This window comes from Autumnicola edwardsiae (assembly GCF_031846505.1).
GTDB classification, from domain to species: domain Bacteria; phylum Bacteroidota; class Bacteroidia; order Flavobacteriales; family Flavobacteriaceae; genus Autumnicola; species Autumnicola edwardsiae.
In genome coordinates, this window is sequence record NZ_JAVRHP010000069.1 from 1 (window position 1) to 16884 (window position 16884).

The 16884-nt window shown below is 39.7% G+C and carries 7 protein-coding genes; 3 read left to right on the top strand and 4 right to left on the bottom strand.

The window, feature by feature from the left end:
• Positions 1 to 88: 88 nt before the first annotated feature.
• The 4 genes from malQ to treZ all read right to left on the bottom strand — a co-directional run bounded on the left by malQ (position 89) and on the right by treZ (position 8628).
• Positions 89 to 1630: a 4-alpha-glucanotransferase gene (gene malQ / locus RM529_RS12315; RefSeq protein WP_311485079.1), complete on the bottom strand. Its 1542-nt coding sequence runs from the start codon at positions 1628 to 1630 to the stop codon at positions 89 to 91.
• 2 nt (positions 1631 to 1632) lie between these two features.
• Positions 1633 to 4290, bottom strand: coding sequence for a malto-oligosyltrehalose synthase (gene treY, locus RM529_RS12320; protein WP_311485080.1), 2658 nt, complete (start codon positions 4288 to 4290; stop codon positions 1633 to 1635).
• Positions 4287 to 6716 (bottom strand): DUF3536 domain-containing protein, encoded by a 2430-nt coding sequence (locus tag RM529_RS12325; protein WP_311485081.1) that lies wholly within the window; start codon positions 6714 to 6716, stop codon positions 4287 to 4289. Before RM529_RS12325 ends, treY begins: the two co-directional genes overlap by 4 nt.
• Positions 6717 to 6831: 115 nt before the next feature.
• Positions 6832 to 8628: a malto-oligosyltrehalose trehalohydrolase gene (gene treZ / locus RM529_RS12330; RefSeq protein ID WP_311485082.1), complete on the bottom strand. Its 1797-nt coding sequence runs from the start codon at positions 8626 to 8628 to the stop codon at positions 6832 to 6834.
• A gap of 180 nt (positions 8629 to 8808) precedes the next feature.
• On the opposite strand from treZ, the gene RM529_RS12335 reads away from it, so the two are divergent.
• From RM529_RS12335 to glgB, 3 genes are read left to right on the top strand one after another with little or no spacing between them, the layout of a single operon-like run.
• Positions 8809 to 10785: an alpha-1,4-glucan--maltose-1-phosphate maltosyltransferase gene (locus RM529_RS12335; protein ID WP_311485085.1), complete on the top strand. Its 1977-nt coding sequence runs from the start codon at positions 8809 to 8811 to the stop codon at positions 10783 to 10785.
• 14 nt (positions 10786 to 10799) lie between these two features.
• On the top strand, positions 10800 to 14129 hold the full coding sequence (treS, locus tag RM529_RS12340; RefSeq protein WP_311485083.1) for a maltose alpha-D-glucosyltransferase: 3330 nt from the start codon (positions 10800 to 10802) through the stop codon (positions 14127 to 14129).
• The gene (gene glgB / locus RM529_RS12345) at positions 14110 to 16749 is read left to right on the top strand and encodes a 1,4-alpha-glucan branching protein GlgB (protein ID WP_311485084.1); all 2640 of its coding nucleotides are present in this window, start codon (positions 14110 to 14112) and stop codon (positions 16747 to 16749) included. The genes treS and glgB overlap by 20 nt, the downstream gene beginning before the upstream one ends.
• The last annotated feature ends 135 nt before the right edge of the window (positions 16750 to 16884 follow it).

A 16884-nucleotide genomic window follows, 5' to 3' on the forward strand; every position in this document is an offset into this window, starting at 1 on the left:
ACCAGTCAGTCAACATCTGGTGAACTTTATAGTCAATCTCATTTCCTGACCGTACTTCACCGTTGCAAACTTATAGTTCCTGCTGCTTTTATTTTTTCTTATTATCCACCGATTTCTTTACAGGCTTTGGTTCTTTAAACCTTCCGAAGATAACATTTTGCTCCCGCAAATCTTTTGCTGCTTCTACCGGAATTTCATCTTCTTTGACACGCCAGGTCCAATTTCCCTCAATGCTCCCGGGGGTATTCATTATAGCTTCTTCTCCCAGCCCGATTATATCCTGAAGCGGAAAAATGGCAATTTTCGCTACAGATCTCAGCACAATCCTGTGCAAGATTTCATGAACATTTCTCTCAGTCACCCGCTTATCTGCATATTTTTGTAAATGTCGCCTGGTAACCTTGTCTGCAGCTTTAAACCAGCCTCTGGTGGTATTATTGTCATGAGTTCCTGTATAGGCAATGCTGTGGGATTTATGGTTAAAAGGTAAATAGGGATTTTCTGCTTTTTCTTCGCCAAAGGCAAACTGTAGCACGTTCATTCCGGGGAAATTAAATTTTTCCAGTAAGTCATAAACCGGTTCATCCAGCAGGCCGAGATCTTCAGCAATAAATGGCATTTCCGGAATTTCCTTCTGAATAATTTTAAAGAATTCAATACCGGGGGATTTTACCCACTTTCCGTTTATTGCGGTTTCTTCTCCTGCAGGCACCTGCCAGTAAGCCGCAAAAGCCCGAAAATGATCTATTCTTACCAGGTCAAATAACAAAAGATTTTGCTTTATCCGGTTAACCCACCAATCATATTTGTTTTTTTTAAGCGTTTTCCATTCAAAAACGGGGGTTCCCCACAGCTGTCCTGTTTCACTAAAATAATCTGGCGGCACTCCAGAAACGTGCGTTGGCTTTTTGTCCTCATCCAGTTTAAAATAATCAGTATTGGCCCAGCAATCTGCACTTTCATGATTCACATAAAACGGAATATCTCCAATAAACTGCACATCATTTTTATGTGCATAATTGGTGAGATCCTCCCATTGCTTAAAGAATAGAAACTGGATGAATTTTTCTTTTTCAAGTTCTTCTGAAAGCTCTTTTTCTGCCTTTTTTAATGCTGCAGGTTTTCTGTCTCGTAATTCCTCCGGCCATTCCAGCCAGTCTGTTTCATATTTATTGGACAGTGACTTATAAAGTGCAAAATCATTCAGCCACGCAGAATGATTTTTACAGAAGTTTTTAAAATCTGGAAAATCTGATTTCCGCTTTGTAAAGTTCAAATATGCAGAATTAAGCAAATCGTTCTTGTACGCTTCTACAGGTTCAAAATTTACTTTCTCTTCAGAAATTTTTTTCGGAAGCGAAAACTTCTTTAAATCAACCAGGTTTTTTTTCTCCAGTAACTCCGGACTAACCAACAACGGATTGCCCGCAAAAGCCGAATAACTGCTGTAAGGGGAATGATGGAACGTGGCAGGGGTAGGATTAAGTGGCAATAATTGCCAGTATTTATGTCCCGAGGCTTTAAGAAAATCGACAAATTTATAAGCAGAAGTTCCTAAATCCCCAATACCGTATTTAGAAGGTAAAGAAGTTATATGTAGCAGAATTCCGCTACTTCTGGTTAATTCCATAGTTACTTTTTATTGATTAAAAGTGCCACCGGAAGGTTCCGAAAAATTTCCTTTAGCTCAATCTTCTCCCGGTTTTCCAGTACTTTTCCAGAGAATACATTCTTCCAGTTTCCATCTTTCGGAAGTTTGAGAAAAGAATCCTGAAGCATAGACTCATCAAAGTTAATTTGCTTCTCCTTTAAAAGATCTTTCACCTGAACAGGGGCAATGGTAATAATTGTAGTATCGTTATAACTACGGGCAAAGGCGATTATCTTACCTTCTAAAGCACCTGAAATTAAAAGAGGCTGATATTCTCCCTTTTCAAAGACTTCTTTATATTCCTTTCTTGCCAACAGCACTTTGTGCAGACAATAAAATTTCAATTTTCCACTACTGAATTCTTTTTTCAGGTTTTGCAAGTAATCTTTCAGGTTTTCTTCTTTAAGAGAAGTAAATTCCGAAAGAATTTCTTTTCGCATTTCATAATCTACGGGTCTTCTGTTATCGGGATCTACATAGCTCAAATCCCAAAGTTCGGTTCCCTGGTAAGTATCTGGAACGCCGGGAACTGTATTTTTAATAAGGACCTGTGAATAAGATTTTACTGCACCCAGCAGTGCAATTTTTTCCCAAAAAGGATCAAAAGAATTCCGGAATTCTTCATTATTGAAAATATCTTCAATAAATTTAAAGACTGCATTTTCATGTTGCTCATCCGGCTGTGACCAGTTTGAATTTACTTTTGCCTCGCGCATTACTTTTTGCAAATAATCCTTAGTGCGCTGCAAAAATTCCTCTTCATCAAAATCTTTGAATGGTAAAGCCCCGATTATAGCCTGATAGATAAAATATTCTTCGTTTTTATCTGGAGCCTTGTCGTTTTTTCTGATTTTGTCATTTATGCCGCTCCAATCCTGCACTTTCTGAAACCATTCCTGCGGAAATTCACTTAGAACACTCAGTCGCATTCTCGCATCTTCTCCCCTTTTGGTGTCGTGGGTAGCCGTTGCATTTAAAGTATGAGGAAAAGTCTTTTGCTTCTGAAACATTTTATTATGAAAATCCTCTGTTGAAATTCCGAAGTTTTCAGGAGAATCCCCTACCTCATTGTGCAAAATAAGCCTGTTATAGATGTAAAAACTGGTATCTTCTACTCCTTTTGCAGCCAGCGGACCACTAAATTGCTGGCACCGCTGAAGAAAATAGAAAGATTCCTCTTTTTTATCTTCAATTTCGCCTAAAAAAAGTGATTTTAAGTAATCCAGCTCATTCTTAGCCTCTTTTGCGTGCTCCAGCGCCCAATTGTAGGCTATTTTTAACGTTTCTACCTCAGAATCTTTCAGCGGAAAACCTTCGGGATAAATTCTGTAAACAGGGAAAGCGGCCAGCAAAGCGCATAGCGATTTTTGCCAATTATCGTCCTGCTGTTTTCCTTCCGGCAAAAGATTTTTAGTCCTGAGATACTCCAGTAAATTATGAAGCTCTCCTCCCATTCTTTCTTTAAGGATAAAAAGCTTTTTCTGGTAGACCAGTTCTTCATATTCCGGAAGATCAGATACCAACTTTTTATATTTTTCAGTAAAAACAGATTTACTCTCAGGATTTGTGAACAGGTGATTGATTTGCGCCAAGAATTCATATCCGCTTGTTCCCTGCACCGGCCAATGAGTCGGAAGTTCTTCATGAGCTTCAAGAATTTTTTCAACTACTATATAGAAGTCTTCTCCTACAAGTTTCCGAAGCTTTTTAGTGTAACCTTCAGGATCAAAAAGACCGTCGATGTGGTCTATTCTTAAACCATTGATCATTCCGGCTTCGCAAAGTTCTTTGATAAAATGATGGTAGGTTTTAAAAACCTCAGCATCTTCCATGCTCAAACAAATAAGATCGTTAATTGTAAAAAAACGACGGTAATTTATCTCATTCTCAGTGGTTTTCCAGTGCACTGGCTTAAAGTATTGCAACTCCATCACCTGTTGCATTTTCTCTTCAGAATTGTTGATGTTTTCAACAGCTTCAGCAATCTTTTTCTTTAGATCGGCATCTTCTTTTACTTCCCTGAAAAACGAAATTTTAGTATCTTCCCATTCTTCTGCATTTCCGGAGAAATTTTTCAAATTATCTGCTTTTTCAGAATTTATTTCAGCTAAAACATACTTGTAAGATCTAACTGAAGCAGGATAACCATGCTCATAATAATTTACTGAAAAACCAGATTCATCATATTTCAGCTTCAATTCCTTATTCTTGATTACCTCATTAAAGAAATCACCCAAAAATGGCGTCATTACCTTACCCCATCCTTTGTAGTCCCAGTTGATATCAAAAAAATTGTAAAATCTTGAGTCCGTACCATGTTCAGTAATATCGCGCAACCAGGGATTACTACTATCGTAAGCCATGTGGTTTGGAACAATATCCTGAAGCCAATCCATTTTTCGTTGCTTTAGATCTTCACTTAACCTCTTAAACTGCTTTAAGTTACCAATAGCGGGGTTAAGCGTCAAAGGATCGGTCACATCGTATCCATGGGTACTGCCGGTCCTTGCCTTGAAAAAGGGTGCGGAATAAATAGTAGAAACTCCCAGGTTTTCAAGATAATCTGTTATTTTCTCGAGATCGTCAAACGTGAAATCCGGAGACATTTGAAGTCTGTATGTAGATGCCGGTACTCTCATTTGTTTACAAGGTTCAGATTTTCTGTGAGCCTGTTAAGGGATTCCATCCATTTATCGCCGTTTCCATCGTGAGATTTTTCAGCATTCTTTTCTATACGTTCAATTTCTTCCTCACGCATTGCAAAAATAACATTCTGTGCTTCCCATTTTTCAGGTTCTAACGTACTCTCATCCAGGGTTTCTACAAATTCATTTATACAGTTGAGCAATTGAATATCATCTGGATTTTTCTTTAATTTTCTCATTAAAGAATTAAGTTGAATATCACCGAGGAAACTCAACGTTACTACGTCCAGGTTCACACCAATTGATTTAGCCGAATTGAGAAGGCTTTTAAAATTCTTTAGGTTGAAATTATCATTTTTCAATTCGTTTACCAGCTTTGTATTTACTGCGAGTTCTGCCGGAAGTTTAAGCCTGTTTGGCACCTTCATATGGATTTCTTTAAAGGTTTGCAGCAACGGATAACTGTTATCATAAACCTGTTGCATCGCACCCTCTGCACTCTTTAACGTATTTTCCATTACCAACTCCATTATACTCTGCTGCTCATCCCTAAAGAGGTGCCAGAAAGAGTAATTATGATTTCCGAAGTAGGTATCCATCATATTGAAAATTTCATAAACATTCCCTTTTTTAAAGAATTCAGCAACATTTTTATGAAGATCTTCTAGGGCCTCTGTGCCTATATACTCACGAACACCACCAAACAAATGATGATCTCCCATGTGCAGTACTGCGTAAGAAATATCTACTTTTTCCCAGGTAATATCTGATCGAAATTCGGTACGACCTATAACCAACTTCTGTTTACCGGCTTCATAAAAATAATTAGCTTTTGTGGTAGCGCTAAAGTTATAGAGGCTAACTTCTTCAGGAAATTCTTCGAACAGAGAAGATACCGCGTAATGCGCCCCAATACGAATCATATCCAGAGCCATCGGTTTCACATACTTGTTGTAAGCTCCAAGCGCTGAATCAAATTCCGGCATGTTACTCGGGATTTTATCCAGGTACTTCTCGAAAGTTGCTTCATAGTTCCTGCCGCTTATTTCTTCTGCAAGTTGTATTGCGCGGGTGGCATAGAAAATATCCTGCATAGATTCTATACCCGTTACTTCATCAAAAAACCATCCGCAACTGGTGTACATCAACATCGTATGATATTGCATTTCGAGGAGCTTAAGCAGCTTTATTTTTTCTTCCTCTTTTAACTCTGCTCCAAATTGTTCTTCTAAAAATGCTTCCACATTTTTTTTGCTCCTATCCAGAACAACCTGTACGTAACGGTTTCTTACATTCCATGGTTCTTCAGTATAATTTTTCATCTCCTTTTCATAGAGGGTAATAAGCTCTTCTCTAACCCAGTCGAAACTGTCACGCAAAGGACCACGCCATTTCTGGTTCCAGTCTCCATTGCCACCGGTATTACAACCGCAGTCACTTCGCCACCTTTCCACACCGTGATAACAGCTCCAGGAAGTATCTTCTATGATTTCCACTTCGTGTTGAGGAGGAAATTTCTCAAGGAATTCACCATAAATGGTAAGCTTCGCATCCTCATTTTCTTCTATATGTTCCAGGCAGTAAGACAGCGCCATTTCGCCAAGTTTGTGGTGGTGTCCATAACTTTCGCCATCTGTAGCAATATTTACCAGCTGTACATTTTCTGTTTCTGAAAATTGTCCTTTCAGCCTGTTTGCAAAGCGTTCACCGTCATCCAGGAGGCCTTCAAAAGCAACACCTTGAGAAGCCGGCCCATCGTAAAAGAATAGGTTGATTGTTTTTCCGGAAGGTAAGTTGCATACATAGGCTCTGCGGGGATCTACTTTTGCATCTGTGGCATCCTCCCATTCTTTATCACCAATCTTTCTCATCCTTTTAGCCTGGTAAGGAGAAAGAATGGTGAATTTAATATCATGCTCTGCCAGGACTTCCAGCGTTTCTGTATTTGCAGCAGTTTCTCCAAGCCACATCCCCTCGGGATGCCTGCCGAACCTGGATTTAAAATCCTCTATTCCCCAGATTACCTGAGTCTCTTTATCTTTTTGGTTGGCCAGAGGCATAATAAGATGATTATAAGCCTGAGCCAATGCTGCACCATGACCAGAAAAACGCTCCTGGCTTTCCTTGTCTGCCTGTAAAATACCTTCGTAAGTTTCTGGAGCTTCATGTTCCATCCAGGCCAGTAAGGTAGGCCCGATATTAAAACTCATCCAGGCATAATTATTCATTATGTCCACGATTTTTCCTTCGGAATCAAGAATTCTCGAAGAGGCATTTCGTATATAACATTCGGCATTAATCCTGTGGTTCCAGTCGTGGTAAGGATAGGCGGAATCCTGAATTTCTACTTTGTTCAGCCATGGATTTTCCCGTGGCGGTTGGTAAAAATGTCCGTGGATACAAATATATTTTTCGTTCATATTTTTTTTAAATTATTGTGTAAATTCTACATCAACTAATTTTCAGACATTGAAAATTTTGCTTCAGAGAAGTTCAAGAAGATAATTATAATTTATTTATGTGGAGCCTGCTTTGCTAACTTTTGCAAATAATTAATGATTCCGGAGGAAGATTAACAGCACCAGAAACAGTATCTGGCGTATATTCCGGTCCCCTCCACTTCTTATTTGCGGAAGCAAAAATCACTTTATGGTCACCTGCCGGAAGAGTAAATTTTTGTTTGTTTTCACTAAAGTTGTATAATGCGGTAAGCTCGCCGGCAGAGAGTCTTAAAGTCATGTTTTCTTCATCTGCTTCGCTACTCTTTTCCTCATTATAAAACGCTTGAAAGGCGCCTTCTTTCCGCAGCCTTATCAGTTCTTTATAATAGTCGAAAATTGCCATTTTAGAGGCCTCTTTCTTAAAGTCCCAATTAAGCTTGGAATTGTTAAAAGTTTCTTCAGATTGTGGATCGGGAAACTCACCGCCATGCTGGTTAAAGTATTCAAATTCCCTTTTTCTTCCTTGCTGAACTGCTTTTACCAGCTCCGGATCTCCATGACTCACGAAATATTGGAAAACCTGATCTTCAGCAAACTCTTCTCCCATAAAAAGCATGGGGACAAAAGAAGAAGTGAGCATTACCCCTGCTGCAAGCTTCAGTTTTTCAAAAGAAACCAATTGCGACAGGCGATCCCCAAGCATTCTGTTCCCAACCTGGTCGTGATTTTGAATACAAACCACAAATTTTGAAGAAGGAAGCCCTTTCGGGCTGTTTCCTATAGTTCTTTTTCTAAAATTGGAATAAATACCATCATATACAAATGCCTGTTCCAGGGATTTGCCAAGATTTACCATTTTTCCGTAGTCTTTATAGTAGCCTTCATTCTCACCGGTAATTAATGTGTGCAAAGAATGGTGAAAATCATCCACCCATTGTGCTTCCAGGCCGAATCCACCTTTTTTATAATCGTTAATTATCTTCGTATCGTTGAGATCACTTTCGGCGATCAAGACATATTTACGTCCGGTTTCTTCTTCAAGTACATCTACCTCTTCGCTTAATTCCTTGAGAAGATGCTTTGCACCACGATCTATAATTTCGTGAATGGCGTCCAGACGTAAACCATCAAAATTAAATTCTTTTAACCACATTAAAGCACTCTGCAAAAATAAATTACGTACGTTATCGGAATGCCGGTCATCAAAATTAATGGCCTTGCCCCAAGGCGTTGTATATTTATCTGTAAAGTAAGGACCAAATTCGGCTAAATAATTTCCTTCCGGACCCATATGATTATAAACAGCATCCAAGATTACTGCAATTCCTTTTTGATGACAGGAATCTATAAGTTTTTTGAGTGCATTTACTTTTCCATAGCTTTCCTGCGTTGCATAAGGATAAACGCCGTCATACCCCCAGTTACGGTTTCCCGGAAATGCGGAAATTGGCATGATTTCTATAGCCGTGATCCCCAGCTCCAGTAAATAATCCAATTTTTCTTCAATCGCAGCAAAAGTCCCTTCTTTTGTAAAAGTACCAACATGAAGTTCGTAGATAATCATCTTCGACATTGGCAAACCTTTCCATTCCCCGTCTTTCCATTGATAATCTTCCGGATTTATCACCTGAGACCAGCTGTGAACTCCTTCCGGCTGAAATTTTGAAGCAGGATCTGGAAGTTCTTTTTCACCATTCAACCGAAATTTATAATAACTGCCGGCAGGTACGCCATTTACTTCCTTACTCCAATACCCTTTTTTCTCACTTTCAAGCTGAACCGGATCCTTTTTATCTTTTAAAACCACTTCAACTTTTTCGGCAGAAGGCGCCCATACTCTAAATTGACAATTATCGTCCTTTACATATTGTGCTCCTACTTTTTTCTGCATAACTTTTAAGTCTAATCATAATTTCAAACTAACCAAAGCTAGTAATGATAAATTATAATTATTGATGTTTAATAATTATTTAACTAGCCGTTTTAACATGCTTATTTACCTTTAAAAGAGTTTTAATTGAAAAATTCATACTTCATAAGGCGTTATGAAGCTTTAAAAAAATAGAAATTGATGGAATTGGAAGGGCAAAAAAGAGTAAGTATTCAAAATGTATCCCCGCAAATTGAGTGTGGCAAATATCCTGTAAAAAGAATAATTAGTGAAAAAATTGAAGTTGAAGCTGATATTTTTGGGGACGGACATGATAAAGTAGATGCCGTGCTTCTTTACCGAAAAGCCAAAAGTGGTCGTGGTAAAGATAAAAAATGGGAGGAGTTACCTATGATCTTTGAAGGTAACGACCATTGGTCTGCCGCTTTTGAGGGTTCTGAATTAGGAACTTACGAATACACCATTGAAGGTTGGATAGACCACTTTTCTACCTGGAAGTATGGCTTAAAGAAGAAAATTGAAGATAAGCAGAATGTAAAAACCGAACTGCTGATAGGTGCTGAATTGATGGAAGACGCATTAGAGAGCGTCCCTGCAGCCCAGAAGAAGCAGTTACGCAACTGGATAAAACTTATTAGAGACGAAGAAAAAGAAGCCGAAGCTATTTCTAAGGTTTTTGAAGATTCGGTAAAACAGGTGATGTACCAGGCAAGGAACCGGGAAAGGGCGACGCAGTACCACAAAATACTTAAAGCCCGGGTAGAAAGAAAACGAGCACTTTTTAGTGCCTGGTATGAATTCTTTCCAAGATCTACTGCCGAAAATCACGGGGAACACGGTACTTTTAAAAGTTCTGAAAGAATACTTCCCGAGATTGCAAACATGGGTTTTGATGTAATTTACCTGCCTCCTATCCATCCTATTGGCAAAAGCCATAGAAAAGGAATTAACAATGCTACGGAAGCAAAACCGGGAGAGCCCGGTTCGCCCTGGGCTATAGGTTCTGAAGAAGGCGGCCATAAAGCCATTCATCCGGAACTGGGAACACTGGAAGATTTTACTTCATTTGTAAAGAAAGCCGAAAGCCACGGAATTGAAGTGGCAATAGACTTTGCCATCCAGTGCAGCCCAGATCATCCTTATGTAAAGGAACATCCACAATGGTTTAAATGGCGACCAGATGGTACAGTACAATATGCAGAAAACCCTCCGAAAAAATATCAGGATGTTTTACCTGTAAACTTTGAAACGGAAGACTGGGAAAATCTCTGGGAAGAATTAAGAAGTGTGGTAGAATACTGGATAGATAAGGGAGTTAAGATCTTTCGGGTAGATAATCCTCACACAAAATCTTTTATTTTCTGGGAATGGTTAATCAAAGAAATTGATAAAAAACACCAAGATATTATCTTTCTTGCAGAAGCATTTACCCGCCCACGTGTAATGGAAGAACTGGGAAAAGTCGGTTTCACCCAATCCTACACCTACTTTACCTGGAGAAATACAAAAGAGGAATTTGAAGAATACCTGACTGAGCTTACAAAAACAGAATTGCGGGAATATTTTAGACCGAATTTCTGGCCTAATACGCCCGATATATTACCAGAATCGCTTGAGGATAAGAACGAAGCTTCTTTCCTGATTAGGATAATTCTCGCTTCAACATTGTCTTCAAATTACGGAATTTATGGTCCGTTATTCGAGTTTGGAGAAAATGAAGCCTATCCCGGAAAAGAGGAATATACGCGTTCAGAAAAATATGAGGTTAAAAATTGGGACTGGTACCGCCCTACAAGAATTAAAGAAGTAATAAGCCAGTTAAACAGTATCAGAAATGAAAATTCGGCACTGCAAACCACCTACAACATAGCGTTTGCAGAAACTGATAATGACCAGATCATCTGCTATACCAAGATTGACAAACAAACCGGAAATAAGTTGATAATTGTGGTTAATCTTAACCCGGATCATACCCAATCTGGCTGGGTAAAAGTGCCACTAAACGAACTGGAAATCAAGGGGCATGAACCTTTTGCCGTAAATGATTTACTTACCGGCTCGAGGTATATCTGGCAAAATGAATGGAATTATGTAGAACTTCATCCTCAGGCATTGCCTGCACATATTTTACGTGTAGAAGCTGTAACAGAAAGATAAAAACTTAAAGATTTATGATCAACCCAACAAATATAGACGACAACGTGCATTGGTACAAAGATGCCGTGATTTATGAATTACATATTAAAGCCTTTTTTGACAGCAATGGTGACGGAATTGGTGATTTTGAAGGTCTCCTAAAGAAACTCGATTACCTGGAAGACCTTGGTGTAACGGCAATTTGGCTGTTACCGTTTTACCCTTCCCCATTAAAAGATGATGGCTACGATATTGCAGATTATTATAATATTAACCCTTCTTTTGGAGATGTAAAAGTCTTTAAAAAGCTTATTAAGGAGGCACATAAACGTGGACTTAAGATCATAACCGAACTTGTAATTAACCACACTTCAGATCAACACCCGTGGTTCCAAAGGGCTAGAAAAGCTCCTGAAGGATCAAAATACCGGGATTACTACGTGTGGAGTGATGATCCAAATAAATATAAAGATGCCCGTATAATTTTTACTGATACCGAACCTTCTAACTGGACCTGGGATCCCGTGGCAAAATCTTATTTCTGGCACAGGTTCTTTTCTCACCAGCCAGATTTAAACTTCGATAATCCTGAAGTTCAGGACGAAGTTTTAAAAGTTATGGATTACTGGTGCAAAATGGGAGTCGACGGGTTTAGATTAGACGCTGTCCCCTATCTTTTTGAAAGGGAAAATACAAATTGCGAGAATCTTGATGAAACTCATGTTTTTCTGAAAAAGCTAAGGGCACATATCGATAAAAATTACGACAACAAATTACTACTCGCTGAAGCAAACATGTGGCCGGAAGATTCCGCAGCTTATTTTGGTGATGGGGACGAATGTCATATGAACTACCACTTTCCTATTATGCCGCGCATGTTTATGGCGGTAAAAATGGAAGACAGGTACCCGATAATTGACATTATTGACCAGACACCAGATATCCCGGAATCCTGCCAATGGGCAATCTTCCTCAGAAATCATGATGAGCTCACCCTGGAGATGGTGACCGACGAGGAAAGGGATTATATGTACAAGGTTTATACAAAAGATCCACAGGCCAAGATAAATGTGGGAATACGACACAGGCTCGCTCCTTTACTTGAAAACAACCGCAACAAAATTGAGCTGATGAATGTGCTTTTATTCTCTCTTCCGGGAACGCCTGTAATATATTACGGAGACGAAATTGGAATGGGCGATAACTTCTATTTAGGGGACCGTGATGGTGTAAGAACGCCAATGCAGTGGACCGCAGATAGAAATGCAGGTTTTTCAACGGCCAATCCACATAAATTATACCTGCCGGTAATCATTGATCCTGAATATAAATATGAAGCCGTTAATGTAGAGGCTCAACAATTAAATTCCTCTTCCCTTTTATGGTGGATGAAGCGGATTATTGGCATGAGGAAACGCTTTAAAGCCTTTGGGCGTGGTGATATTAAATTCCTTTCGCCTTCCAACGCAAAAATAATAGCCTATACCCGTACTTATGAAGAAGAAGATATTCTTGTCCTCGGAAATCTTTCACGTTTTCCACAAGCTGCGGAATTAGAATTGGAAGGCTATGAAGGTTACACACCAATCGAGGTATTTAGCCATAACAAATTCCCGAAAGTATCTGAAGATCCTTATTTATTTACAATGGGGCCTCACGGCTATTACTGGTTTGTGCTGGAAAAGGACAAGGAACGTTCTGAAAAAGCCGATATTCCTGCCCTGAAGGTAAAGGAATGGCCGGAATTACTGGAACGGAAAACCCAGAGCAGGCTGGAAAACAAAGTGCTACCTTCTTACCTGAATTCTTGCAGATGGTTCGGCGGTAAGTCAAGAGTGATCCAGAATATTGCAATTATCAATAAGATAGAAATTCCGGTGAAGGATTTACCGGCCACTTTGGTGACTATAGAAATAAATTATAACGACGGCTTGCCGGAAGTTTATCAGTTACCGCTCGCATTTGTTCCTTACCATAACGAAGAGGATATACGTGATATTCCAGAAAAAGGGGTAATTACAAGGCTTACCGTAGGAAAAGAAGAAGGAATTCTTTTTGATGCCGTCTATAATGAAGAATTTAGAAATACAATCTTCAGGAATATTCAGAAAAATAAAAAGTTGTCCAGCGGTAAAGGCAGCCTTGATTTTTATCATGGAGACGAGGATGTGGTAATAAATTCTGAAGAATTACATTCCAAAATCCTAAATGCGGAACAAAGTAACACTTCACTTATCTACGACAACAAGTATTTTCTGAAATTGTACAGGAAACTCGACAATACCATTAATCCGGATCTGGAGATCACGCGCTATCTTTCTGAAAAGACAGATTTCAAGAACTCTCCAAAGTTTGTTGGCGCAATAGAATACAAGACTGGTGCAAGAAACATTATTGTACTTGGGATGATGCAGGACCTGGTACCCAACCAGGGGGATGCGTGGGATTATACAAAAGATTCGATCAACCGATATTTTGAAAATGTGATGACGAGGTCCAAAGAGGTAAAACTGACTCCAAAAGAGTCTGATTTACTGCTTACCCCTTTAAATTACACCGAGATTTCTGATGATATGAAGAAATTAATGGGAGCAATCTTCCCAGAGCGAATTTCTTTACTCGGCCAGCGCACTGCAGAGATGCATAGGGCACTTGCCGCACATCCCGAAGTACAGGATTTTGAGCACGAAGCTTTTTCGCTGCATTACCAGCGATCACTTTTCTCTTCGTTACAATCATTGACCAGGAACAGCTTTCAGAACCTTCAGAAGAGTCTAAAGAATCTTCCGGAGGAAGTTAAAAATGAAGCTAAGGAAGTTCTGGACATGAAAACTGAAGTTCTCAATTGCTTTAAAAGAGTCTTTGATCACAAGATTCCAACGATGAAAATCAGGGCTCATGGCGATTACCACCTTGGACAGGTCTTATGGACAGGAAAAGATTTTATAATCATCGATTTTGAAGGAGAACCGGCAAGGGCATTTAGTGAAAGACGATTAAAGAGATCTGCGCTACGGGATGTTGCAGGAATGGTTAGGTCCTTTCATTATGCGGCCTACAGCAGTATTATGGAACCCGAGTTTGATCAACAGCGCCGGGAAGGTGATCTTGAAGAGTGGGCAGAATCCTGGTATTATCATGTAACAAGGCTGTTCCTTCAGGGTTATTCTGAAAAAGTTGGAGAAAACGAATTTATTCCTGAGGATAAAGAAGATTTTAAGATCCTTATGGATACATTTCTGCTGGAAAAAGCAGTGTACGAACTGAATTACGAACTAAACAACCGTCCGGACTGGGTTTTAATACCTTTAAGGGGCATAAAAACAATAATAGGGAGGTATAACGATGGCAAAGAAAGAAAATAAAGATACTACAGATAAAGTCAAAGTAACAGGTGCTAAGAAGAAAGCCGCTGCAAGCCCGCCAAAATCTGGTGAAGTAAAAGGCCCTAAAGGGACTGGCGAGAAAAAAACGGTTTCTGAAGACACAAAAAAAGCGTCTAAAACCGCTATAAAACCAACGGCAAAGGCAAACGCGGCAAAGGGAACTACTAAAAGAAAGCTTCCGAAGCCAAAGAAGGATTTTCCTGAAGAGAATTCGGCATCAGAGAAAAAAACTACTGCTAAAAAGTCTTCAAAAGGAACCACAGAAGCGAAAAAGGCAGCTAAGCCCAAAGCCACCACCACTGCAAAATCTGCAGCAAAAAAAACCGGTGTGGCGAAGAAAGTGACTCAAAAAAATTCCGAAGAAAAAAAAGTAGATCCTTCTAAAACAGGAAAATCTGTTACATCTGATAAGAAGAAAACCACAGAAAAAACAACAGAGGATTTTACTTCTACTGCAAAAGGACTGGCTGATAAGGTTATACCAGATGAAGAAACCCGGAAAGCATTGGGAGATACCGCCAAAGCAATTTTACCTGATCAAAAAACGGTAAAGAAAACGGTTAAAAAAACAGTAAACAAAGCTGTGGATACACTCTTACCTGATGACGAAGAGGGTGCTGAAAAAAAGAAAACTACAGCAAAAAAAGGTTCTGCCAGGAAAAGCCCGGCCAAAAAAGCTGCCAAGAAAAGCGAAGTGGCAGAGGGAGCCAGTTTACTTTCTGAATATGATGTACACCTTTTTAGAGAAGGAAAGCACTATCACCTTTACAAAAAATTTGGTTCTCACCTTATGGAACACGAGGGAACGCAGGGAGTTTACTTTGCTGTGTGGGCTCCGAACGCCGAAAAAGTCTCGGTAATTGGTGATTTTAACGGCTGGGACAGGCAAACCAACCCAATGAAGGCCCGAAATGATGAATCTGGTATTTGGGAAGCTTTTATTCCGGAAGCAAAGAACGGAAGCATGTATAAATACTATATCCGTTCGCATAATAACGGCTACGAAGCAGAAAAAGGGGATCCTTTTGCCTTTAAATGGGAAACCCCGCCTAACACAGCTTCTGTAGTCTGGGATCTGGAAGGAACCTGGAACGACGGTCACTGGATGAAAAAACGAAAAAAGGAAGCTCAAAAAGCCAAACCTTATTCGGTTTATGAACTTCATGTGGGTTCCTGGAAAAGAAAACCCGAAGAAGATAACCGCTCCCTTACTTACAGGGAACTTGCAGAAGACCTGCCGGCTTACCTAAACGAGATGGGCTTTACGCACGTAGAGTTTATGCCTGTAATGGAGCACCCGTTCTTTGGTTCCTGGGGTTATCAGGTGACCGGATATTTTGCACCTTCCAGCCGCTTTGGTAGTCCGCAGGATTTTATGCACCTCATAGATGCGCTGCACCAGGCGGAAATTGGGGTGATCCTAGATTGGGTACCATCGCATTTCCCTTCAGATTTACACGGACTCCATTATTTTGACGGAACATTCCTTTATGAACATGCCGACCCGAGAAAGGGATTCCATCCAGACTGGCAGAGTTATATTTTTAACTACGGAAGAAATGAAGTACGCTCATTTTTAATAAGTAATTCCGTTTTCTGGCTAGATAAATTTCATGTTGACGGACTGCGGGTAGATGCCGTAGCTTCCATGCTTTACCTGGATTACTCGAGGAAAGAAGGAGAATGGGAGCCAAATGAGAACGGTGGAAATGAAAATCTTGAAGCAATCAGCTTCCTTAAGGAATTCAATGAAACTGTTTATGGCGAATTTCCGGATATTGTAACTATTGCTGAAGAATCCACGGCCTGGCCAATGGTTTCAAAACCAACTTATATGGGCGGCCTCGGTTTCGGACAAAAATGGATGATGGGATGGATGCACGATACGTTGGAATATTTTCAGGAAGATCCTATCCATAGAAAATATCATCAAAATACGATTACCTTCAGTACAACTTATGCTTTTACTGAAAACTTTATGCTACCGTTAAGTCATGACGAGGTGGTATATGGTAAGCAGGCAATTCTGAATAAAATGCCGGGAGACGAGTGGAATAAATTCGCAAATTTAAGAAGCCTGTATGCTTATATGTATGCACACCCAGGGACAAAATTGCTCTTTATGGGTGCTGAATTTGGGCAAAGAACAGAATGGGATCACGATTCCAGCCTGGACTGGCATGAGACCAATAATGCACCCAACAGGCAGATCCAGGAAACCCTGAAGGCTTTAAACAGATTATACAAGCAAGAGCCTGCCCTTTACGAAAAGAGCTTTGAAAGCGAAGGTTTTGAGTGGATAGATATAAATGATCATGAGAACAGTATCATTAGCTTTCTGAGAAAAGGAGAGAAAGAAAAAGATGCTATTATGGTTGTATGTAATCTAACTCCTGTACCCCGCGAGAATTACCGTATTGGAGTTCCCGATAAAGGAACATGGGCGGAAATTTTTAATTCAGATGCCGAAGAATTTGGAGGAAGCAACGTAAGTAATACAGAGCCTGTGGGAACAAAGCCTTTGCCTACACATGGTAAAGATAATTCTATTGCGCTTACCATTCCACCAATGGGTGTTGTGTATCTTAAAAAGCAATAATCCTTAACGAGCTATAAAGCCATAAATAAAAAATGCCAAAACCCTTCCGTAATTTCTGCGGAAGGGTTTTTATTGTCACTTGATTAATTTCTCTTCACTTATTCTTTAGTAGCCAAAATTCTGAACATTCGTTAA

Excerpts from the sequence above, each read along its gene's own strand:
- malQ (WP_311485079.1), bottom strand. The coding sequence starts at position 1,630 with ATGGAATTAACCAGAAGTAGCGGAATTCTGCTACATATAACTTCTTTA.
- treY (WP_311485080.1), bottom strand. The coding sequence starts at position 4,290 with ATGAGAGTACCGGCATCTACATACAGACTTCAAATGTCTCCGGATTTC.
- RM529_RS12325 (WP_311485081.1), bottom strand. The coding sequence starts at position 6,716 with ATGAACGAAAAATATATTTGTATCCACGGACATTTTTACCAACCGCCA.
- treZ (WP_311485082.1), bottom strand. The coding sequence starts at position 8,628 with ATGCAGAAAAAAGTAGGAGCACAATATGTAAAGGACGATAATTGTCAA.
- RM529_RS12335 (WP_311485085.1), top strand. The coding sequence starts at position 8,809 with ATGGAATTGGAAGGGCAAAAAAGAGTAAGTATTCAAAATGTATCCCCG.
- treS (WP_311485083.1), top strand. The coding sequence starts at position 10,800 with ATGATCAACCCAACAAATATAGACGACAACGTGCATTGGTACAAAGAT.
- glgB (WP_311485084.1), top strand. The coding sequence starts at position 14,110 with ATGGCAAAGAAAGAAAATAAAGATACTACAGATAAAGTCAAAGTAACA.